Here is a 21605-nt window from a genome sequence, read left to right on the forward strand (position 1 = left end):
GATCTCTTAACCGTTCCCCGAACCGAACTTATCGTCATCAAACGGACCGATGATAACTAGGGCTTAACCGGGAAACTGATCTGCGCTTTTAAGCCACCTTCACTGCGGTTATTGACCACAACAGCACCTAGATGCTGGCTAACGATACGTTTCACAATTGCTAAGCCCAAGCCCGTTCCTTCGCTACCACGAGCCGTGTCACCACGCGTGAAAGGTTCAAACAGCTTTCCGATCTGGTCTTGTGGAATACCCGGCCCGTTATCTTCTACCGTCACCCAAGCAAGCTTGTTATCCGCCGTCATACCAGTTGATACCTTGACCCAACCATTACCGTAACGCAGCGCATTCACCACCAAGTTGCTCACAGCACGCTTCATCGCGATCGGATTACCTAGCGCTGGCTTCATCGATTCTGGAATATCGGTTTCAATCTGAACCTCGTAGCCACCCTCAGAGCTCGATACCTCACGAGCAATATCATCGACAAACACCGCTTGGAATGAATCTCGGTCGACAGGCTTTAGGTAATCCATGAACTGGCTGATGATTTCATTACACTCTTCGGTATCACTGATAATCCCCTCAGCTAAGTAGGCATCCTCTGGTGACATCATCTCAGTCGCTAAGCGAATACGCGTTAACGGAGTACGTAAATCATGGCTGATACCCGCCATCAACAAGGCGCGGTCTTCTTCTAGCTCTTGGATGCCTTTCGACATCTGGTTAAAGGCTCGAGTTACCGAGCGAATCTCTTGTGCACCTTGAACTGGCAATGGCGGTGGAATATCACCTCGCCCGACACCTTGCGCCGCTTTCTCTAGCGCTATCAACGGACGGTTTTGCAATCGGATAAACAGCCAACCACCTGCGACAATCAACAGCGCCATGATCAGACTGTTACGAAACAGTGGTGCAAAATCCTCTTCTTGCAGCTCTGATAACGGAATACGAATTAAAGAGTTGGGTAACTGCGCAATGTCCATCCAAAGCACATAGCTCTCTTTACCCAAGATCAGCCGCACTTCAGTTTCAGAACCCAGCTCCTTGGTCATCTCCTCACTCATCAGGTCGATTGCGACCGCATGGTAATACTCACCCGCCGCTTCGCTGTCCTTGGCGTGAACGGTTACCCCGAGCTGTTCAAGCACACGCTGACGCAATGGCGCATCGATCTCGATATCACTGCCTTGGTCCAATACCAGGTTTAGCTCGTGAGCCAAAATCTTATTAAACTGCTGCAAACTTGGCATCAACGCATAGTTAAACACCGCGTAATAAGAAAAAATTTGGCTAGCGACCAATAGCGTTAAGAAAAGCACTATCGACTGAGTAAAGGAGCTACGTATACGCATGGGGCACCCGAGATGTAGAAAGATAAAGAAAGTGTTATATGACTATAACTCTAAACCATTGTGCTGAATAGAAAACGGGCCATCGCATATTAATGAGATGACCCGTAAGATTCACAGAATCGATAAAGCTACTGTAGAGCTTATTAAGCTGAATTACACAGCTTTGCCATCTGGAACGAATACATAACCCAAGCCCCACACCGTTTGGATGTAGCGAGGTTTGCTTGGATCTTCTTCAACTAGACGACGCAGACGTGAAATCTGAACATCGATAGAACGTTCCATTGCTGAATACTCACGGCCACGAGCCATGTTCATCAGCTTATCGCGAGACATTGGCTCACGAGCATTCGTTACCAAGGACTTAAGAACCGCAAATTCACCCGAAGTAAGCGGCATTGGCTCTTCACCGCGGAACATTTCGCGAGTACCTAAGTTCAAGCGGAACTCACCAAACTCAACCACAGACTCTTCTGTGCTTGGTGCACCCGGTGCTTCAATGACTTGGCGACGCAGTACAGCTTTAATACGAGCAAGCAGTTCACGTGGATTAAATGGTTTTGGCAGGTAATCATCAGCACCCACTTCCAAGCCCACAATGCGATCCACTTCATCACCCTTTGCAGTAAGCATCAGGATTGGTAGCGAGTTGTTTGCGTTTCGTAGACGACGACAGATCGATAGACCATCTTCGCCCGGCAACATTAAATCCAATACCATCAAGTGAAAATTTTCACGGGTTAACAGGCGGTCCATCTGCTCACTGTTTGCCACGCTACGCACTTGAAAGCCCTGCTCTGACAGATAGCGCTCTAACAGTGCACGTAAACGAGCATCGTCATCGACCACTAAAATTTTGTAGTTTTCTTGCATGTAATGGTTCCACCTATTAAAGCTTAAACCTAAGGTTAAGCATTCTTGGTAAATTGTATATTGGTATAAGACATTAAAAATGTAACATTATTGGAGAAAAAGTCGCCTAAATAATTGTTAACGTATGTTGCCTTTCTATATATTCTATCTTAGATCATCATTTCATTAAGTCAGATTTATGAAAACCAAACTTATTACTCGAGAAGGTTATAACAAGCTCAAAGCAGAACATGACCACTTATGGCACGAGAAACGCCCTGAAATTACTAAGATAGTCACTTGGGCGGCAAGCCTTGGAGATCGCTCAGAAAACGCAGATTACACCTTCAATAAGCGTCTACTTCGTCAGATCGATCGCCGAGTGCGTTTTTTAAGAAAGTTCCTACCTGATGTCACGATCGTTGATTACTCGCCACAACAAGAAGGTAAGGTATTTTTCGGTGCTTGGGTCGAAATTGAGAATGATGATGGGGAAATTAAGAAGTTTCGAATTGTCGGCCCAGAAGAGATCTACGGCGATGCTAAAGGCTATATCTCTATCGACTCACCAATGGCTAGAGCTCTGCTCAAGAAAGAAGTAGATGACGAGTTTACGGTAAAAACACCGGAAGGCGACAAAGAGTGGTTCATTAACTCGATTCGCTACGCAGACAACGAATAACCAAACTTAATAAACACTTAGCGATAAACTGAGTGTTCAGCAAACCCAAACTCCAGATAAAAGAAAACCCCGCAAGGCTTTCGCCTAGCGGGGTTAAGTCTCTATCGCAGCAATCCGGCTACTGTTTATCTCTTCGAGATAAGGTGCTCCCTGCATCTGTCCTTGATAGTGGCTAAATCCTTTAACCAATTTCCTTTTTGTTCATCGCCATCCTAGCGGTGTCCATTCTAGCCTGTCATCCTGACTGGCGAATCTCATCCAGAGATTATTACTTCCTTGCTGACCACTCATCCTAAGTAATCAAATCTTCATCCTGAAGATACCTAGTCCATTAGGCTTTTTCCTGTTCCTGCCAACTCCCTGTCGACAAGTTAAATATTACGGTATTTGAGCGAGTTTCCTAGATAGTCCCAAAAAACATTTCGAGTGAGAAATACGCCCACAAACACACAATCAAATAAAATCAGCAACTTAGTGTAACATCAAGACGATTTCATCGGTCTAAAGCGACTTAGTCTCACATCACTTGTAAGAGATCTCGCACAAAGCGGGTATCAGAAACGGAAATTCGACTTCTGACAGGATAATTACACAGCCAAAGCTAGAAAAAGCGTACGCTCACCCCCATGTATTTGTCATGATATTAAATAAGAGATTCATCGGATGAGCCAAGCTATCTGTCGACTGATCGCTGAAGAACTGAATGTCCGTTCTGAGCAAGTCACTGCCGCAGTAAACCTAATTGACGACGGTAACACCGTTCCCTTTATTGCCCGCTACCGTAAAGAAGTTACGGGTGGCTTAGACGATACCCAACTACGTAACCTTGATAGCCGCCTTTCATACCTTCGCGAGCTAGACGATCGTCGCCAAACAATTCTTAAGTCGATTCAAGACCAAGGAAAACTCACGCCAGAACTCGAGCGTGATATCACTCAAGCAGACAGCAAGACTCGCCTAGAAGATTTATACCTGCCATACAAACCAAAGCGCCGTACTAAAGGCCAGATCGCGATTGAAGCGGGCTTAGAACCACTTGCCGACACACTGTGGAATGAACCACAGCACGATCCAGAAACGGAAGCGGCGAACTTCATCAGCAACGATAAAGGCATTGCCGATACCAAAGCTGCTCTCGATGGTGCTCGTGCGATCATCATGGAACGCATTGCGGAAGACGCAAACCTACTAGAAAAGATTCGCCAACACCTAACACGCAACTCAGAGCTAGTCGCTCGTGTAGTGACAGGTAAAGAGCAAGAAGGCGAGAAGTTCAAAGACTACTTCGAGCACAACGAAACACTCAGCAAAGTACCGTCTCACCGTGCACTTGCCATGTTACGTGGCCGCAATGAAGGCTTCCTAACACTGGCAATGAACGCAGACCCAGAGCAAGAAGAAGGTGTACGTGGTTCTTACTGCGAAAACATCATCTCTGATCACTACGGTATTACCTTAAGCAGCGCACCTGCGGATGCATGGCGTAAGCAAGTGATTAGCTGGGCATGGCGCATCAAGGTTTCTATGCACATGGAAACAGAATTGATGGGTGCGATGAAAGAGCGTGCTGAGATCGAAGCGATTGAAGTATTCGCAACCAACCTAAAAGACCTACTCATGGCAGCGCCAGCTGGCCCTCGAGCAACCTTAGGCTTGGACCCGGGTTTACGTACCGGTTCGAAAATCGCGGTGGTAGATTCAACCGGTAAAGTTCTGGCGACAGAAACCATTTACCCTCACCCGCCTCAAAAACAATACGACAAATCTGCGCACGTTGTTGAGCAAATGGTTCGTAAATACAATGTTGATTTAATTGCGATTGGTAACGGTACGGCTTCACGCGAAACCGACAGCTTTGTTGCTGATGTAATTAAGCGTGGCAACCTAACAGCACAAAAAATCATTGTCAGCGAAGCCGGCGCATCGGTTTACTCTGCTTCTGAGCTAGCGGCAAAAGAATTCCCGAACATGGATGTATCGATTCGTGGTGCGGTATCTATTGCGCGTCGTCTGCAAGATCCACTGGCAGAGCTGGTGAAGATTGACCCTAAATCGATCGGTGTGGGCCAATACCAACATGATGTTAGCCAAACTATGCTCGCTAAGCGCCTAGATGCGATTGTCGAAGACTGTGTAAACGCGGTTGGTGTTGATGTGAATACCGCTTCTGCTGCGCTTCTAACTCGTGTTGCTGGTCTTTCTAACACCATCGCTCAGAACATCGTAGATTACCGCGATGAAAATGGTCGCTTTGAAGCGCGTACTACGCTGAAGAAAGTGGCTCGTTTAGGGCCAAAGGCCTTTGAACAGTGTGCTGGCTTCCTACGTATTATGGATGGTAAGAATCCACTAGACGCATCTTCGGTTCACCCAGAAGCTTACCCATTGGTGAAAGCCATCGCCGAGAAAAACCACAAAGACATCAAATCTCTGGTCGGCAATACAGATTTCTTACGAGGTTTACATGCGATTGATTACACCAACGAAAGCTTTGGTGTACCCACAGTAACCGACATTATTAAAGAGCTGGATAAACCGGGTCGAGATCCTCGTCCTGAGTTCAAGACTGCAACCTTCGCCGATGGCGTAAACAGTGTTTCAGATCTAGAACCGGGCATGATTTTAGAAGGTGTGGTATCGAACGTGGCTAACTTTGGTGCCTTCGTTGATATTGGTGTTCACCAAGATGGCTTAGTGCATATTTCAGCGCTCACCGATCGCTTTGTCTCTGACCCACGTGAAGTGGTTAAAGCGGGCGACATCGTGAAAGTGAAGGTGATGGAAGTGGATGTTCAGCGTAAACGTATTGCACTGAGCATGCGTATGAAGGACGAGCCTGGACAAGACAACCGTGCTCAACGTTCAAGTGCACCTCGTACACAAAACCGCTCGAATCAAAACTCGCAAGGTGGCCAACGCCGTCGTGAAGAGCCGCAACAAAACGCTGCAATGGGTGGAGCATTCGCTGCCGCTTTTGCTAAAGCGAAAAAGTAATCCATTAGCTCATCTAAAAAGCTGATGTGCTTAAAACAGAAAACCTGCATCCCTTAGGGTATGCAGGTTTTTTTATTATGTGTTCAAAAAAGACATCGATGCTTGGTTGACTCGTAAACTTTTGATTTATAAGACCACCAGCATCTCTGATGGAGCATGAGGCGCAACAGCATGACCATAATGATACTTTATGACCTTACGTCGTTTCTCCATCTGTCCTTCCTGAATCGCCGCATCTAAAACATGCTTTGGCAGGCGGAAACGCATGGTATAACCTTTGCCTTGATCAGCACTGTATGTTTTCAGTGCCAATAAGCTGAACAGCCGATCAAAAGGGTCTTGTGGCTCTTCTTGGCTAACCGAATTGGCCTCTGACTCGTTCTCCATTTCATAACCTGGATGGTCTGAAGGATCCCAAGCCGACTGCTGCCTTCGTTTATCGTCTGATTTTACCTTACGCTCTGCATTGGTTCTCGCCAATGCTACTGCGGGAGCAACAGGCTCTCGGACTCTATTATCACGCGCAACTTGCTCTGTTTGCACATTAACGGACGGGGCGATTAGTGGCACACTCACTGCAGTTGCAGGTGACACAATCATCGCGAACTCTCCTCAAGAATCGCCCATCACTATTGCCATAGCACTGTTATACCGAGAACGCACAACAGGCATAGCCCAACTTACCGCAATCAGCTCTGGAGAGAGTTAGGTCTGAGTATCATGCAACACGTTGGTGTTATACCAATCGTAGTAAATAACTGATCATCCTAGCTTGTTAAAATGCTCGATAACGGCGTTAGATTTTTTGATTGTAGAATAACTACTTATCGAAACTACTTGTCAAAAAAAAGCTGCCTTGTTCTCAAGCCTTTTACCTACGCTATTTTTGAACACTTACTTACTGTGATTGGTATTAGCTTATATATCGACCAAGCCGGATATATATTTAGCAATTATTTTTGTGCGAAGCTGACAAGCTCACTGCAAAAGGCATCCGCTTCGGTCATAAACGGTGCATGCGAAGACTGGGTAAATATGTATTGCTCGGTATGAGGCAAGGCTGTGCCTAAGTCTTTCGCAACCTTGATTGGCACCAATCCATCTAATCGACCATACAAGCGTAGCATTGGTACTGAAATCTCAGGCAGTTGTTCACGCAGATCGACATCCGACAGCATCTTTAATCCTGCCAATAATGAGTCAGGGTTCGGCAACGGGCGAGACAGCACCGCTTGCTTGAGTTGTTTTACATCTTGCCTTGCTGAAGGGCTGCCCATGGCTTGCAATGCCATAAAGCGTTCGATGGTGGTTTGGAAATCTTCAACCAGTTGCTCGGTGAATGCGCTTAATACGTTGGGCTGAATGCCTCGCCATAACACGGGCTCTTTTGCAGCGGCGAATTTGGGAGAACTGGCGACAGTCACCAGCTTGCTCACGTAATCTGAGTGATGGAGAGCCATGTGCGTTGCGACCAAGCCTCCAAGTGACCAACCCACCCAAATCGCTTGCTTTGGTGCTTCGGCCAAAAGCTGCTGAGCAATCTCTTCAAGATCTTGAGCGTGGCAGTGCGCGCTGTGTCCATACCCTGGTAAATCGACAACATGCACTCGAAAATCAGCTTGTAATGCATTAACGGTTTGTTGCCATACCGCACCGTTCATTCCCCAGCCGTGAACCAGTACTAAATCAGGCCCTTGCCCAGAAACATGCCAATATAACGCGTCACTCATTCTCAATATTCCCTACTTTTTCCATCAGCGATAATCCGCGCTTTTCAGTATGGTGAGCAAAAGGAACACCATAACCCAAAAGCATCACGAGCTATGTTATCCGATTGGCTACAAAAACACACACCACGTCTGGTCACACCTCAATGCCATCTGTGCAAGCTAGATAAGTCGCACAGTGATGCTCACCCTCGATGGTGTGATTCTTGTCTTAATCTCTTTGAGTCAGTTCCTCGCTGCCAACGATGTGGTTTAAAAACACTGCTCACAGTAGAGCAGTGCGGACAGTGCTTATCTCAACCTCCACCTTGGCATCGTCTCTATTGCGTTGGGGACTACACCTTTCCGACAGCAGGTTATATTCAGCAAATGAAGTACGCTGATAAGTTTTGGTTTGCACGTGATCTATCTAAGCTATTGGCATCACGTATCGAACATCCTGCTCCGCTGATTACCAGCGTACCGCTGCATTGGCGCCGATACACTCATCGCGGCTTTAATCAAAGTCAGCTGCTAGCAAATTACACGGCTCAAGAGCTTGGCGTTAAAAGTGATGTGCTCTTTCGTCGAATTCGCTCAACGGCTTCCCAGCAGGGGCTGACTAAATCCGCACGATTACACAATCTAAAGAGCGCTTTTGCGCTGCGAAAACAAGACGTTCAAGGAACTATCCCCTCTCACGTCGCGATAATTGATGATGTTGTAACCACCGGCAGTACTGTGTATCAATTATGCCAATTACTACTTGAAGTGGACGTTAAAAGGATTGATATTTACTGCATCTGCCGCACTCCTGAGCCCTCTGGATAAAAGCTGTGAATCACTACTTGTACAGCAATCCAACAAAAAAGGGCTGAATTACAAATCTGACAGGAGTAGAATGGCGCTAATAACCTACAAATCTACTCAGGTATTCGTCGTGTCAAATATTACTATTACAGAAACAGCTCAAACTCACTTTGCCAATCTGCTGTCACAGCAGCCTGAAGGTACAAACATTCGTGTGTTCGTGGTAAACCCAGGCACACAAAACGCTGAGTGTGGTGTTTCTTACTGCCCAACAGATGCTATCGAAGCGTCTGACACTAAGCTTTCTTTCGACGCTTTCTCTGCATACGTAGATGAGCTAAGCCTACCGTTCCTAGATGAAGCTGAAATTGACTTCGTTACTGACAAAATGGGCTCTCAGCTAACGCTTAAAGCACCAAACGCTAAGATGCGTAAAGTATCAGATGACGCAACTCTGATAGAGCGTGTTGAGTATGCAATCCAAACACAAGTGAACCCACAGCTTGCTGGCCACGGCGGTCACGTTAGCTTGGTAGAAATCACTGAAGACGGCGCAGCTATTGTAGCATTCGGTGGTGGTTGTAACGGTTGTTCTATGGTTGACGTAACGCTTAAAGAAGGCATCGAGAAAGAACTTCTTCAACAATTCGAAGGTGAATTGACGGCCGTTCGTGATGCAACTGAACACGATCGCGGTGAGCACTCTTACTACTAATCATTTTACGACTAAGCATTCATGCAGTCTTAGCCGGTAGAAAGTTAAAGATTCAATCGAAAGGTTGATGCGCAAGCATCAACCTTTTTTTGTGTTTAAAACAGCAGAGCGCTTTCGAACCGTCTATTTCTCATTCAATGCTCATAATGACGGGCGGGTTACCATTTGGAGTAAGGTATTCAAGTGATCGCAATCGGTTCCTGATCCAATAATTCCAGGATATGAAAACTCGGATCTAGGAACTCAACTCTATTTCCCCTATATTAGAATGACTTTATAAGAAAGAATTCCAATGAGCTAAGGAGCGAGCGCAATGACAAAAAGGACCAAGCCAGAAATTTTGGCTCAACAAACTGTCGCTCAATCAAAACTATTCTCTATCGAGTCTCTCGATTTACGCTTTTCAAACGGTGTAGAGCGTACCTACGAACGCATGAAGCCCAGCGGCCGCAACGCAGTAATGATGGTTCCGATTACTGAACAAGGCGATATTCTGTTAGTGCGTGAATACGCAGCAGGCACAGAGCGCTATGAACTCGGCTTCCCAAAAGGGCTAATTGATCCAGGCGAGCAGCCCAATCAAGCCGCCGTTCGTGAACTAAAAGAAGAGATTGGCTTTGGTGCCAACAAGCTTACTCCGCTGAAGGAAGTGATCCTTGCACCCTCTTACTTCTCTAGCAAAATGACGCTGTTTATTGCAGAAGACCTCTACCCAGAAAAGCTAGAAGGTGATGAGCCAGAGCCTCTCGATATTGTGCGCTGGCCACTTGCTCAAGCCGAAGAACTGTTAACACATCTCGATTTCTGTGAGGCTCGGAGTAATACAGCCCTGCTTTTAAGCCTTCGTGTATTAAACAATAACTAGAACATTCAGGCTCGCTCTAAGAGTAAGAGAACATTTATGCCAATAACAAAAGATTTGTCTCACCTCCTACCCTCTGTCATTGAGATTGCTCGCTCTGCTGGTCAACTCATCTTAGAGATCTACGAGAAAAAGGATTACGAAGAGTTCATTAAGAGTGATGACACTCCAGTAACCAGTGCCGATCTTGCAGCACATAAGCTGATATTAAAAAAACTCAGTGAATTGACGCCTGATATTCCCGTATTATCCGAAGAAGACGCCGACATCAGCCTAGAGCAACGCTCTCAATGGGATCGCTACTGGTTAGTTGACCCACTGGACGGCACCCAGGAGTTCATCGCACGAAGTGGTGATTTCGCGACAATTATCGCCCTAATCGAGCATAACAAGCCAGTGATGGGCGTGGTATACGCACCCGTTTCAGGTGTGAGCTATTACGCTTACAGTGGCAAAGGCGCTTGGAAGATCCCAGACCTTAATGACAGCGTGAAAATCAAAACGCATCGTCACGAGCTGCCAAACCAGTCAATCGCCATGGCGATCAGCCGTCGCCAGGACATCAATCGCATCACTAGCCGTATGAGCTCAGCATGGAATTATGATTTGGTTCCTCTAGGCTCAGCAGCGCTTAAGGCCTGTTTAGTCGCAGAAGGCGCTGTGGATTGTTATCTGCGCCTTGGACCAACCGGAGAGTGGGATACCGCCGCAACGCAGTGCATTGTTGAAGAAGCTGGCGGACGTATCTTAAGTACTCAACTAGAACCGCTTTCGTACAATGAAAGAGAAACGCTAGAAAACCCGAACTTCATTGTACTCGGTGATGCAGATTTACCGTGGGTAGAAATTTTGCAAGGCAAAGACTAGGCGAGTTTGCTCCCTTTAACTGTCAGATATCCTCTAGATTCTCAGAACAAACAAAACGGGCACCTCAGTGAGGTGCCCGTTTTTTATATCTCGTAATTTAGTGACCCTTAGCCGTTTAGCTAAAAACGACCTTGATAAGTAAACTGGTACTTACCTTGGCTATCAGGATTACCCAACCATTTAAGCTGATTTTGCATCGTTGGCGGGAATTCAACACCCGGTTTAAACCACGCTGCAGATGTGTAGCGCTGGTTAGATGTTAGACTCGCTGAGAACTCACTGTCTACTTGAGTGCTCTTCTGAACGCCTTTGGCTGCAATTGTACTGTCTTCACAGGTTATGTCCGCAATCACAGGACCAAGGTCTAATGAACCAACAGGTGAATCGACTGCAGCACCAGACCAAGCCACAGTACCTTCACCAGACTGACACCAAGGTTGAGCATGAACCGCATGCTTGATCGTCAGCTCAACCTTTCCACCAATTGAAACCGGGACTGGAATGGCTGGAGCATATTTCATCACGTTAGCAGCGGGCATTGATGCGACTAAGTTTTCCGCATACGCACCACTCATGCTGTACCCAACACGCCCTTTTCCTGACAAGTTCATGTCGCTATTACGACCAAAACGAACCGCTAATTCAGCTTTGGCTTGGAAGAGTTTAGAGAACTGAAAGTCCCACTGTACTGAACCGTAATTAACACGCTGCCAGGCGATATTATTGGCGCTGCCCTGCCAAACCGTTCCTTCAACACCTTCAATATTCAAGCCACGCACAGCCGGTGCATGTTTGAGTACAAAAGAGGCCGGTAGATGCAGCAACAGACTAACCGAGAAAAAGACAATAAAGATGCCGCCAAAAAGTAAACCTAACTTCAAAGATAAACCGCGTTTCACATTAACCTCGTTTAAACTGTAGTCGGTTGACCTCAATAACCCCTGGGTTATCGGAGCGATCAATGTCCATAAACTCAACCTCCACACCCTGTTTTTCTTTCAGGTATGTTAGCCAGTCAACGAACTTATTAAAAGGCACAGGTTTTACCCACACTTGCAACATTTCGCCACGTGGTTGCACGCGTATTAGCTCGATATTAAAGCGACGCATAGAAGCTGGCACAGATTGGTTTAAAGGTTGGCTAGCAACAATCCCACCACTTCCTCGCAGCTCCACCACTTCGTTGGCTTTATTGGTTACCCAAGTCAGCAGTTGCTTCTCACTTTGAATACGGGTCTGCGCAAGTTCAGCTCGCTGACTGAGTGGCTGGATTAGCCCCCAATAAACGACACCGACCACCAATAAAATTGAGCAACCAATCACTAATCGTTGCTCTCTTTGACTTATTGAAGTCCACCACGCTTGGAGTGGCTCAATCATATTTCTCATCACTGATCTCCTTACGCAGTTTATTGACGGGGTTTAAGGGTAAAGCTACCAAATACGGTATCACCATTACGATTCAATGGCCCTTGCTCAACGGTAAACTTCTCTTCAAGTTTCACTCGCGCAGTCTCGAAATATTGGAAGTCAGTACTTTTCGCTTCCAATCTCACCTCTGAGCGGTTGCCGTCGTAGCGAATACTATTCACTTCGATGGCTTTCACTTGTCCTAAAGTTTCTGGCAGTAACGCTAGCCATCCAAGTAAGGAATCACCATCACCCGAGCCACCATACTTCTTAGCTTCGTCGTTCATCTGGCGCTTAAGGTAGCTGACCGTCGGAATACGTTGCTTGCCCGGAAGTACGCTTCTAAAAATACGTTCACTCTCCGTTCGGTACGCTTCGGCTTGTGCTTCGTACTGCTGAACCTTTAAGACTTGCTGAGTGACGATCACCGCCACCAGCAAACAAGCTGCGATCGCTACTTTTTGCCATACACGCCAGTACTTACTGAATGAAGATTTGGTTTTAAAGGTGCCAGTCAGTAAGTTTACGCCACTTGTAATGGCTTGTTGGCTCAGCAAAGACATCACCAATTCCGCAGGCTTTGCTTGCCAATTCACACCGCTTTGCTGTTGAACGTCATCGCTCGGCATCGCGGTGTAGCTGAAGATAGTCGTCGCTTGCTCTTCGTCATCAGCAACAACCCAATCACTTTGCAAAAACATCGGTAACCATGCTTCGCTGATCGATACCGCTTGATAGTGACCTTGGCGTTGAGAGTTACCTTGGCGTAACAGCCAATGTTGGTCTATCTGCAATGCACTAATGCCGTGCTCTTCCAAAGGCACAGCGAGTGTATCTGGCAAGACCTTGCGAAAGATAATATTGGCTTCACGAAACTTACCTAGCGCTTGTCTTAACCATTCATGCTCAACACCACATACCGTGGCATGAGTGGTATCTTTATCTAAAATGGTTAAGTGCAAGTCTTCGATATCTTGTGCCACTTCGTCTTCTAACAAAAATGGCAGCATAGAGTCGAACTGGCGAGCAGCACCTTTCGGGATCTCAACACGCTTAATTAAGCACTCATTTCCCGGCAATAAAGCAATACAACTGCGCTTTTCAGCGTAAGGTGTTAATTCACCAAGCTGTTCCCAGCTCGACAATTCACCACTTGCTATCACTTCTTGTTGGCTTGTCGACCAAACTAACCACTGCACAGGGCTTTGTGGTTCGCTACTCAGTCGAACGGTCAGAAACTCGCTCACTGATTCCTCCAAAACGACGGCGTACTACCGTCACTGTTTCTCGATTACTACTATAGAAAAGCGTCCGTATACGTACACGTGACTGCTCAACTAATACCTCTGCATCTAGCTCAAAATAGGCGCTATCTACAGTTAAATATGCTTTCGCTTTTTTGCTGACTTCGGCACTCACACCCACAATAGCAGGCTCAGCCATAAACGCATCCACCGTATCCCAACCATCGAATGGGCGTTTGTCTATCAGCTGTTTGGCATCCGATTCACTTAAGCCGGGGGCAAACATCGCTTCCAATAACGGCGCCTGCTTTTCCGTAAGAGTATTCACATTCAAACGGAAATCGTCGCTCGGCAGAGCACAAACAAAGGGGCGAACCTTATTCATCACCTCACCCGTGACTTGATAAACCGCGCGTAGCTCGGACTCATCGGCCATTAAGCCATTCGCTGCCAAATAAGATGGCTTCATCGCCTCATAAGTACTGTCTTCGACACCTGATGAAGAGGTGGTTCGGGTATCACTATCAACAAATTCCCAGCTTGAATGTGCGATAACCTCGGCCTGATAAGGCTCAATATCTTGGTTTTCCAACAAGGTTTGCCAAACCGTAATTAAATAAGGTGTTTGGTTACTTGAAGTCGTCGCCACACCAGCCAACGCATTGAGATTAAAACATGCCTGAGCATCAACAATACGGCCTTTAACTTGACCATAATCCAACGGGTATACCTGTTCTTCTAACGCCCATGGTTGACTCAAGTTGACGGTATCACTGTCTTTGTAGCTTTGCCTAATGCCGTCTTGCACCAGCGCTTCGACACCAATGCTGTACCAGTAAGCCTGTTGGTAATTCAGTTGATTGCCCACGCGCTTAAATTGAGTAAACAGGCGTTCCGACATACTGCCTGCGATGGTTGCCATTATCGCCAGTAGCATCAGGATAATGATCAGCGCAACACCTCGCTGCTTGCGCCCCATGGCAGACCTTGTCAGTGCAAACTTATTAGTTCGATGAGTCATTATTCCCCTCATTACTACTTGAAGAGTCACTGTTTGAAGAATCATCGGCCTGATCTAGCGTGCCACCAGGGGTGAGATAAATACGCTCTATCTCACCATAATCTTTCAAGGTTAGCTTTAACCTTACCGCTTTCGGTAGCGATTTGTCGGCTTGCCACTCTTTCCCCCAGCGGCTTCCGTCATAAAACTCGAATTCCAAGCTTTCAACATCATCAAGCAAAGGCGTAATCACACCCTCTTGGCCTGCAGGGGTATCGGGGTAGCGCCACCACACACGCTCAAGCGTTTCTTCTTTAATGCGGTAACCCACTTTGGTGACTTCTCCGCGAGGAAACTGCTGCTGTGGGTTATGCCAGCCAAGGCGAGTAAACATGATGCCAACGCTGTCGGAATCCAGTAAATACTCTTTAATTAAGAGCAGCTTAGATGATGCTTCTTCACCGTTGGTACGAAATTGTCGTACCGCCATCTGGCGAAAATCATTATCTAAAATGACTAAGCTACGTTGCAGTTGATTTAAACGAGCACTGCGCTCGATTGAAAGCTCGTTGCTGCGCTGAACCTGATTGACTACCTGATAAGCCGCCATGCTTAACGTGGCAAAGATAGCGATCGAGACCAAAACCTCAATTAAGGTAAAGCCTCTCCCGTTCGAAGATAGACCTTGTGTACGAGACACACGCTTATTGGCGGACATGCTCTTACTTAGCGACTTGCTCTTAGCTAACGCCACGCTTTTACTTGACCACATAGCTGCGCACCGTGACCACTGGAGAAGCTTGTTTACTGGTTGCCACACTCACATCAAACGCCTTTAATAAATCATCGCTAGTATCGATTGGCGTGACCTTCCAAAACCACTCTCTCTCGGCCAACTCTTGTGTGCCCTGCGCTTTTTTTAGCTTCTCAGGATGCAACATCACCAAAGCCATTTGATTATCAACGACCATAGCCGCGAAGGTTTTTTCTTCTAGATAACTGAGGGTATTGATGTGCTGAGTGACAGCACGAATCACACTGATCGCCGCAGTCGCAAAGATAGCGAGTGCAACCAATACCTCAAGCAGCGTCATTCCTCGAGAACCAAGGGTCATACCACGAGAACGATAAGGAGAACGGTTATTCCTCTTCATCTTCTTCTCCCGGTTCTAGCAGTCGAATCACACCATTGTCCAATACTCGAATACGCCAACCATCTTGTATGGTGTCTCCGGTATTTGGATAAAACGACAATACAAATGGCGTCATTTCAGCACTCGACAAGATGTAGATCTGTGGTGGTTTCGGCTTCTTTTCCTCTTCAAGATCAGCAAACATATCTTCATCAAACAAGCTTCCTGGATTGAACAACCGATCATCGTCTTCCCATGCGCCACCACCTAAGGTCAGTGACAATGCGAGTTCTTCCGGTAGTTCAGTTAAAGAGGGGATTTTTTCAAAATCGACTTCTTGCCAGCCTTCAGACTTAAGCGCCATCAGTACATAGGTCGATTTCTTTTCATCAACTCGAACGCCAAAATCTAAGCCGCTCAAAATAGCCTCTTCATTGAGTAATTGAACTCGCTGATAAAAGCTTTGAGCGTATTTTTTAGCAACATCTTTGCTATTGGTAGGAATGGTCGCGATCACCGCAACCGCCGTTACTGACAGTAGTACCAACACCAAGAGAATCTCAATCAAGGTGAAACCTGGCTGTGTTTGCTTAGTTTTCACCTTTAGACTCCATCTGTTTACGTCCTACCATCAATAACGTATCAAGCATCAATAACGAATCAAACAATAAGCTGAAGCTTATTGGAAATCCTGCATGTTCCAGTTGCCGATATCCGCCGCAATACCTTCACCACCTTCTTGGCCATCAGCACCAAGAGTGAAAATATCAATAGTGCCGTTATCACCAGGGCTTAGGTATTGGTACTCGTTACCCCATGGGTCGTTTGGCAGACGCTTGATGTAGCCACCGTCGCGGTAGTTACGAGGCTCTGGGCTGCTTGGCTTAGAAACCAATGCATCAAGACCTTGATCCGTTGTTGGGTAAACGCTGTTATCCAGTTTGTACATATCTAGCGCGTTCTCTAACGCCACGATATCAGTGATGGCTTTTTGTTGGTCTGCCTTCTCTTTATTACCCAATAGGTTAGGTACAACAAAGCTCGCCAATACGCCAAGGATAACCACAACAACCATCACCTCGAGTAGAGTAAAGCCTGATTGTTTCTTCATTTTATTTTTCATTATTTTCTCCAAATTACAGACAGCGAGTTGAAGGTAATAATGTCCTTCTTCTCGTTAATCCAAAAACTAACGTCTTATAAGCGGTAGGTTAGCCGCTCATCAAATTATTCATTTCAAGCATCGGCATCAGAGTCGCCATCACAATGAACAGTACTAAGCCTGCCATCAAAGCGATAAGTGCTGGCGTAAAGATACCTAATGCGATATTCACGGTAGATTCAAAGCTTTGGTCTTGGTTGTCCGCCGCTCTTGTCAGCATCTGTTCCAACTGACCACTCTGCTCACCACTGGCGATCATATGCAGCATCATTGGAGGGAAGAGTTTGGTTTGATCGAGCGCTTTACGCAGGCTTGCCCCTTCTCTAACACTGTCTGACGCCTGCAGTACTTGTTGCTTCACATGGTGATTCGACATTACATCAACCGCAACCTTCATCCCCTCAAGGATAGGAATCGCACTCGAGGTACAGATAGAGAGTGTTCGTGCAAAACGAGAGGTATTAATTCCTTTCGCGATCTTGCCGATCAGTGGAATGCTTAATAGCTTGCGATCCCAACTCATGCGAACACCCGGCTTTTTCAGAGCGGTCTTAATCAACACAATCACACCGATGATCAACAACAGTAATTGGATGCCCCAATTCTGGATAAATTCACTCGATGCCAATAAAAATTGTGTCGATTGAGGAAGTTCTTGGCCCATTTGGATAATCGGTTCAACGATCTTAGGTACCACGGTTGCCAGCAGGAACGAAACAATCGTCACCGCAAACACCACCAGCACCACAGGGTAGATCATCGCTTGCAGCAACTTAGAGCGCATCTTCTGACGGTTTTCTGCGTAATCAGCCAGTCGCTCCAATACCGCATCTAAGTGACCCGATTTCTCACCAGCCGCGACCATGGCTCTAAACAGTTCATCAAAGATATGTGGGTAATCAGCCAAGCTATCGGCTAGCGAATAACCTTCCGTTACCTTCGAACGAACCGCCAGTAACATGGTTCGAATACGTGGCTTTTCAGATTGCTCCGCCACGGCTTTCAAGCACTCTTCTAGCGGCATGCCTGATTGCACCAAGGTGGAAATTTGGCGAGTAATCAAAGCAAGGTCTGGCGTGCTGATACCACGCTTAAAGCTGGTCGAAGGCTGTGCACCTTTCGTCGTTTTAGCTTTAGCTTCGGTCATCTCAACCGGCATCAAGCCTTGTTCTTTGATTCTTTGGCGAGCCTGACGAGCGTTATCCGCTTCAATCGAGCCTTTTTTACTTTTGCCTTTGGCATCCAGTGCTTTGTATTCAAATGCCGCCATACTAGACTTCCTTGGTCACTCGCATCACTTCTTCTAGGGAAGTTACCCCTTTCAGAACTTTGCTCAAGCCATCATCTCGAATACTTGGTGTTGTGCCACGAATTGCTTTTTCAATCGCCTGTTCACCTGCTTCGCTATGAATCAGCTCTTGGACTGAATCATCAATCATCAACAGTTCATGAATACCGGTACGGCCTCGATAACCTTTATGGCCGCACGCTTCACAACCTTTCGCATGGTAAAGCGTCAGGCTCTCTTTCTTCTTCAATCCAAACAGTTTTTTCTGTTCTTTGTCGGCTTCATAAGGCTCTTTGCAGTCGTTACACAAAGTACGAACCAAACGCTGAGCCAAAACACCCAGCAGCGAAGAAGAGATTAAGAAAGGTTCAATGCCCATATCACGTAGACGCGTGATCGCACCAATTGCTGTATTGGTGTGAAGGGTCGACATAACTAAGTGACCCGTCAAAGAGGCTTGAACAGCGATCTCAGCGGTCTCTAAGTCACGTATCTCACCAATCATAACCACATCGGGATCTTGACGAAGAATGGCACGTAAACCGCGCGCAAAGGTCATATCAACCTTAGGGTTCACTTGTGTTTGGCCAATACCATCAATATCAAATTCGATTGGGTCTTCAACGGTAAGGATATTTCGCTCATTGCTGTTGAGCTCTTGCAGGCCAGCATACAGGGTTGTTGATTTACCCGAACCCGTAGGGCCGGTCACCAAGATAATGCCATGTGGGCGCTGAATCAGCTTACGGAAGTTTTCATGGTTTTCTGCTGTCATACCTAAACTGTGCAAGTCTAGACGAGTGGCGTTTTTGTCCAACAGACGCATTACCACACGCTCACCGTGTGATGAAGGCATGGTTGATACACGAACGTCGACCGCTCGACCACCAATACGCAGAGAAATACGACCGTCTTGTGGCACGCGTTTTTCTGCAATATCCAACTTCGCCATAACCTTTACACGTGACACGAGCAGCGGCGCCAGTTTACGGCTTGGCGCTAGAACATCACGCAGCACACCATCAACTCGGAAACGGATACAAAGTGACTTTTCAAAGGTTTCGATATGAATATCCGAAGCACCTTCTTTGATCGCCTCACCCAGCATCGCATTGATTAACTTGATGATTGGTGCATCATCCTCTGATTCAAGTAAGTCTTCGTCTTGAGGCAGTTCTTCCGCTAGTGAGAAGAAGTCATCACTATCAGCACCAATGTCTTCCATGAGCTGACGAGCTTCTGACGAGTCACGCTGATAAGCATCGGTCAGTTTTTTATCAAACTCATCGAGAGTAATCGCTTGTGGCGTGAAACCATTTTTCACAACACGACTCACTTCAATGATCGCCGCCGATTTCAGTGGCTCAACATAATAAAGTATCGGTGCGCGCTCTGGATGTTGATACTCCAACACCATCTTATAGCGATTCGCAAAGCTAAACGGCAAGCGCTGATAAGTACGTGCCGCCCCTACCAATTCAGCCATTATTCTGTTTCCATCTGATCAATGAAGGCTTGAAGTTCAGCCGGGTAATTCATGCTTTCGCCAAATTTAGGCAGTACTGGAATATTATCGTCATCCATCAGCTTCAGGCCCTGCTCTGACTTATACAACTGCTCAGCACGAATAAAGTTGTATTTACGCTGAGTAATACCATCGGCCGTCATACCATCACGAATAATGGTCGGCTTGATGAATACCATTAGGTTCTTTTTCTCAACCTGAGTACTGGTTGATTTGAACAGGTGTCCTAGAACAGGGATATCGCCCAAGAACGGCACCTTAGATTCACTTTCCAGCGCTCGCTCGTCAATCAAGCCACCCAGCACCAGCATTTGACCGTCTTGAACAATCACTGACGTATTTAGCTGACGCTTAGCAAAACGAACATCTACTGCCCCGTTTGCGCCTAATACGTTCGATACTTCTTGTTCTATTTGCAGCTGAACTGAGTCACCTTCATTGATTTGTGGCACGACTTTTAGCTTGATACCCACTTCTTTACGTTCAACCGTTTGGAATGGGTTATCGTTACTTGAGCCTGCGGTCGAGCCAGTTAAAACAGGCACCTCTTCGCCCACAATGAACGACGCTTCGCCGTTATCCATCACGGTGATACTTGGAGAAGATAGGATATTTGAATTTGAATCGGTCGCTACTGCACTGATCAAGGCAGTCCAGTCACCCATCACTACGCTCATTGCCGCGCCATTAACGCCAGAAAGAGCAGAAGCTAACGTTGAGTAGTCACCGGATTCTGTGGTCGTTTCATTACGCAAAAAGGCGCCATTATCATCATAGACTGCGGTGGTCGTTTCAGTGTCTTTCGCTTCTTCTAAACCAACCATTACGCCACCGATTGACGCACCTGTGTTGCCATACTGAATCACAGCACCAGTATCAAGGTTACCCCATTGCACACCAAGGTTAATGCCATCACCCTCTGCCATCTCGACAATTAGGGCTTCAATCAATACTTGAGCACGACGAATATCCAACTGTGCGATCACATCTTGAAGCGCATTCATGATGTCCGGTTGTGCGGTAATCACCAACGAGTTGGTATCACTGTGAGCGGAGATCATCACTTGGTTACGTTGCGATGAGCTGCCTTTGGTTGAAGATTGCTTTTCTGATTGCAGGTTGTCCGACACGCCTTTCAGCACATCGACTAAATCTTCTGCTTTGGCGTATTTAAGGTAAATTACTTGGTTGTTGCCCTTGGTTGCCATTTCCACATCAAGCTGTTCAATCAACCTTCTTAAACGGCTACGTACCTTAGGGTCACCTGAGATAAGGATCGCATTGGTACGTTCATCGGCAACTAATTTAGGCTGTAGGAAGGCTGGTGTGTTTTGGGCATCTGTGGTTTTGCTTAGTGCATCAACGATACGTACCATTTCTGCCGCAGAAGCATTCTTTAGCTCAACGACTTCAATCTCTTTATCACCCGCTTGGTCAACACGCTTGATGATTTCAGCTAAACGGTTTACTACCGCCGCTCGGCCTGTAATAAGGATGATGTTGGCTGGGTCGTAGTGCACAACGTTACCCGCGCCTGCATTGTCGTTTAGTTGACGAAGCAGAGGAGAAAGTTCACGAACCGAGACATTACGAACCGTCACAACACGTGTCACCACATTGTCGCCTTTGATCGTATCACTGTCTCCAACGACTGGAATTGCCGATGTTTTCGAATCTTTGGCCTTGATGATCTTAAGAACACCTGAGTCCATTTCGACAACCGCGTAGCCATACACTTCCAATACGTTTAGGAAGAAGCTGTAATATTGCTCTTCATTGAGTACGTCGTAGCTGCGTACATCGATTTTTCCGCGCACCGAAGGGTCAACGATGATCGTCTTCTCTAGGTTACGACCAACAATATTAATAAACTCTTGAATATCAGTGCCTTTAAAGCTGGCACTAAAATCACTCGCGATGGCTGCGGGTGTGCAGATTAAGCTTCCTGCCAATAACCATGCACTTTTCTTAAACCAATGCTTCACGTACTTCTCCTACACTTT

21 protein-coding genes are annotated in these 21605 nt (G+C 46.6%); 6 read left to right on the forward strand and 15 right to left on the reverse strand.

Features of this window, described 5'->3' with window-relative positions; translation table 11 throughout:
- Positions 1–56: 56 nt before the first annotated feature.
- Together envZ and ompR are read right to left on the reverse strand one after the other, a co-directional pair.
- Entirely contained in the window at positions 57–1352 is a 1296-nt protein-coding gene (gene envZ / locus AB4486_RS19825) for a two-component system sensor histidine kinase EnvZ (protein WP_372118336.1), read from the reverse strand.
- A 153-nt stretch (positions 1353–1505) separates the two neighbouring features.
- A complete protein-coding gene (gene ompR, locus AB4486_RS19830; RefSeq protein ID WP_008218409.1) occupies positions 1506–2225 on the reverse strand; it encodes a two-component system response regulator OmpR in 720 nt (239 codons plus the stop codon).
- A 178-nt stretch (positions 2226–2403) separates the two neighbouring features.
- Between ompR and greB the strand changes: the two genes are divergently transcribed.
- A complete protein-coding gene (gene greB, locus AB4486_RS19835) occupies positions 2404–2886 on the forward strand; it encodes a transcription elongation factor GreB (RefSeq protein WP_017062470.1) in 483 nt (160 codons plus the stop codon).
- A gap of 663 nt (positions 2887–3549) precedes the next feature.
- The gene (locus AB4486_RS19840) at positions 3550–5880 is read left to right on the forward strand and encodes a Tex family protein (RefSeq protein WP_372118338.1); all 2331 of its coding nucleotides are present in this window, start codon (positions 3550–3552) and stop codon (positions 5878–5880) included.
- A 126-nt stretch (positions 5881–6006) separates the two neighbouring features.
- Here AB4486_RS19840 and AB4486_RS19845 read toward each other — a convergent pair whose 3' ends face one another.
- Positions 6007–6480: a hypothetical protein gene (locus AB4486_RS19845; RefSeq protein WP_017063078.1), complete on the reverse strand. Its 474-nt coding sequence runs from the start codon at positions 6478–6480 to the stop codon at positions 6007–6009.
- A 353-nt stretch (positions 6481–6833) separates the two neighbouring features.
- On the reverse strand, positions 6834–7610 hold the full coding sequence (gene bioH / locus AB4486_RS19850; protein ID WP_017063077.1) for a pimeloyl-ACP methyl ester esterase BioH: 777 nt from the start codon (positions 7608–7610) through the stop codon (positions 6834–6836).
- A 93-nt stretch (positions 7611–7703) separates the two neighbouring features.
- Here bioH and AB4486_RS19855 point away from each other — a divergent pair, with 93 nt between their 5' ends.
- The 4 genes from AB4486_RS19855 to cysQ all read left to right on the forward strand — a co-directional run bounded on the left by AB4486_RS19855 (position 7704) and on the right by cysQ (position 10840).
- Positions 7704–8417 carry a ComF family protein gene (locus AB4486_RS19855; protein ID WP_372118341.1) on the forward strand — a complete coding sequence of 238 codons (714 nt, stop codon included), beginning with the start codon at positions 7704–7706 and terminating at the stop codon, positions 8415–8417.
- Between the two features lie 109 nt (positions 8418–8526).
- On the forward strand, positions 8527–9111 hold the full coding sequence (gene nfuA, locus AB4486_RS19860; protein WP_372118397.1) for a Fe-S biogenesis protein NfuA: 585 nt from the start codon (positions 8527–8529) through the stop codon (positions 9109–9111).
- A gap of 313 nt (positions 9112–9424) precedes the next feature.
- Positions 9425–9976, forward strand: a complete 552-nt coding sequence (nudE, locus tag AB4486_RS19865) for an ADP compounds hydrolase NudE (RefSeq protein WP_372118344.1) — start codon at positions 9425–9427, stop codon at positions 9974–9976.
- A gap of 36 nt (positions 9977–10012) precedes the next feature.
- Positions 10013–10840 carry a 3'(2'),5'-bisphosphate nucleotidase CysQ gene (cysQ, locus tag AB4486_RS19870; protein WP_017062477.1) on the forward strand — a complete coding sequence of 276 codons (828 nt, stop codon included), beginning with the start codon at positions 10013–10015 and terminating at the stop codon, positions 10838–10840.
- Between the two features lie 119 nt (positions 10841–10959).
- Here the strand turns inward: cysQ and AB4486_RS19875 are convergent, their stop codons facing one another.
- From AB4486_RS19875 to gspD, 11 genes are all read right to left on the reverse strand, one after another.
- Positions 10960–11739 carry a type II secretion system protein N gene (locus AB4486_RS19875; protein ID WP_017070118.1) on the reverse strand — a complete coding sequence of 260 codons (780 nt, stop codon included), beginning with the start codon at positions 11737–11739 and terminating at the stop codon, positions 10960–10962.
- 1 nt (position 11740) lies between these two features.
- Positions 11741–12229: a type II secretion system protein M gene (locus AB4486_RS19880; RefSeq protein WP_136977377.1), complete on the reverse strand. Its 489-nt coding sequence runs from the start codon at positions 12227–12229 to the stop codon at positions 11741–11743.
- Positions 12230–12249: 20 nt separating this feature from the next.
- Positions 12250–13497: a type II secretion system protein GspL gene (gene gspL, locus AB4486_RS19885; RefSeq protein WP_372118348.1), complete on the reverse strand. Its 1248-nt coding sequence runs from the start codon at positions 13495–13497 to the stop codon at positions 12250–12252.
- Entirely contained in the window at positions 13466–14515 is a 1050-nt protein-coding gene (gspK, locus tag AB4486_RS19890) for a type II secretion system minor pseudopilin GspK (RefSeq protein ID WP_372118351.1), read from the reverse strand. The genes gspL and gspK overlap by 32 nt, the downstream gene beginning before the upstream one ends.
- Entirely contained in the window at positions 14499–15266 is a 768-nt protein-coding gene (gspJ, locus tag AB4486_RS19895; protein WP_372118354.1) for a type II secretion system minor pseudopilin GspJ, read from the reverse strand. The genes gspK and gspJ overlap by 17 nt, the downstream gene beginning before the upstream one ends.
- Complete coding sequence (gspI, locus tag AB4486_RS19900; protein WP_048612449.1) at positions 15253–15648, reverse strand: type II secretion system minor pseudopilin GspI; 396 nt, start codon at positions 15646–15648, stop codon at positions 15253–15255. The genes gspJ and gspI overlap by 14 nt, the downstream gene beginning before the upstream one ends.
- Positions 15635–16228 (reverse strand): type II secretion system minor pseudopilin GspH, encoded by a 594-nt coding sequence (gene gspH / locus AB4486_RS19905; RefSeq protein ID WP_017062484.1) that lies wholly within the window; start codon positions 16226–16228, stop codon positions 15635–15637. The genes gspI and gspH overlap by 14 nt, the downstream gene beginning before the upstream one ends.
- A gap of 78 nt (positions 16229–16306) precedes the next feature.
- Positions 16307–16750: a type II secretion system major pseudopilin GspG gene (gspG, locus tag AB4486_RS19910; protein ID WP_004741459.1), complete on the reverse strand. Its 444-nt coding sequence runs from the start codon at positions 16748–16750 to the stop codon at positions 16307–16309.
- Between the two features lie 88 nt (positions 16751–16838).
- The gene (gene gspF, locus AB4486_RS19915) at positions 16839–18059 is read right to left on the reverse strand and encodes a type II secretion system inner membrane protein GspF (RefSeq protein WP_017070113.1); all 1221 of its coding nucleotides are present in this window, start codon (positions 18057–18059) and stop codon (positions 16839–16841) included.
- Between the two features lies 1 nt (position 18060).
- Entirely contained in the window at positions 18061–19563 is a 1503-nt protein-coding gene (gspE, locus tag AB4486_RS19920; protein WP_372105870.1) for a type II secretion system ATPase GspE, read from the reverse strand.
- Entirely contained in the window at positions 19563–21587 is a 2025-nt protein-coding gene (gene gspD, locus AB4486_RS19925; protein WP_372118359.1) for a type II secretion system secretin GspD, read from the reverse strand. The genes gspE and gspD overlap by 1 nt, the downstream gene beginning before the upstream one ends.
- Between the last annotated feature and the right edge of the window lie 18 nt (positions 21588–21605).

It is taken from the genome of Vibrio sp. 10N.222.55.C6 (assembly GCF_041473395.1).
Lineage (GTDB): Bacteria > Pseudomonadota > Gammaproteobacteria > Enterobacterales > Vibrionaceae > Vibrio > Vibrio crassostreae_C.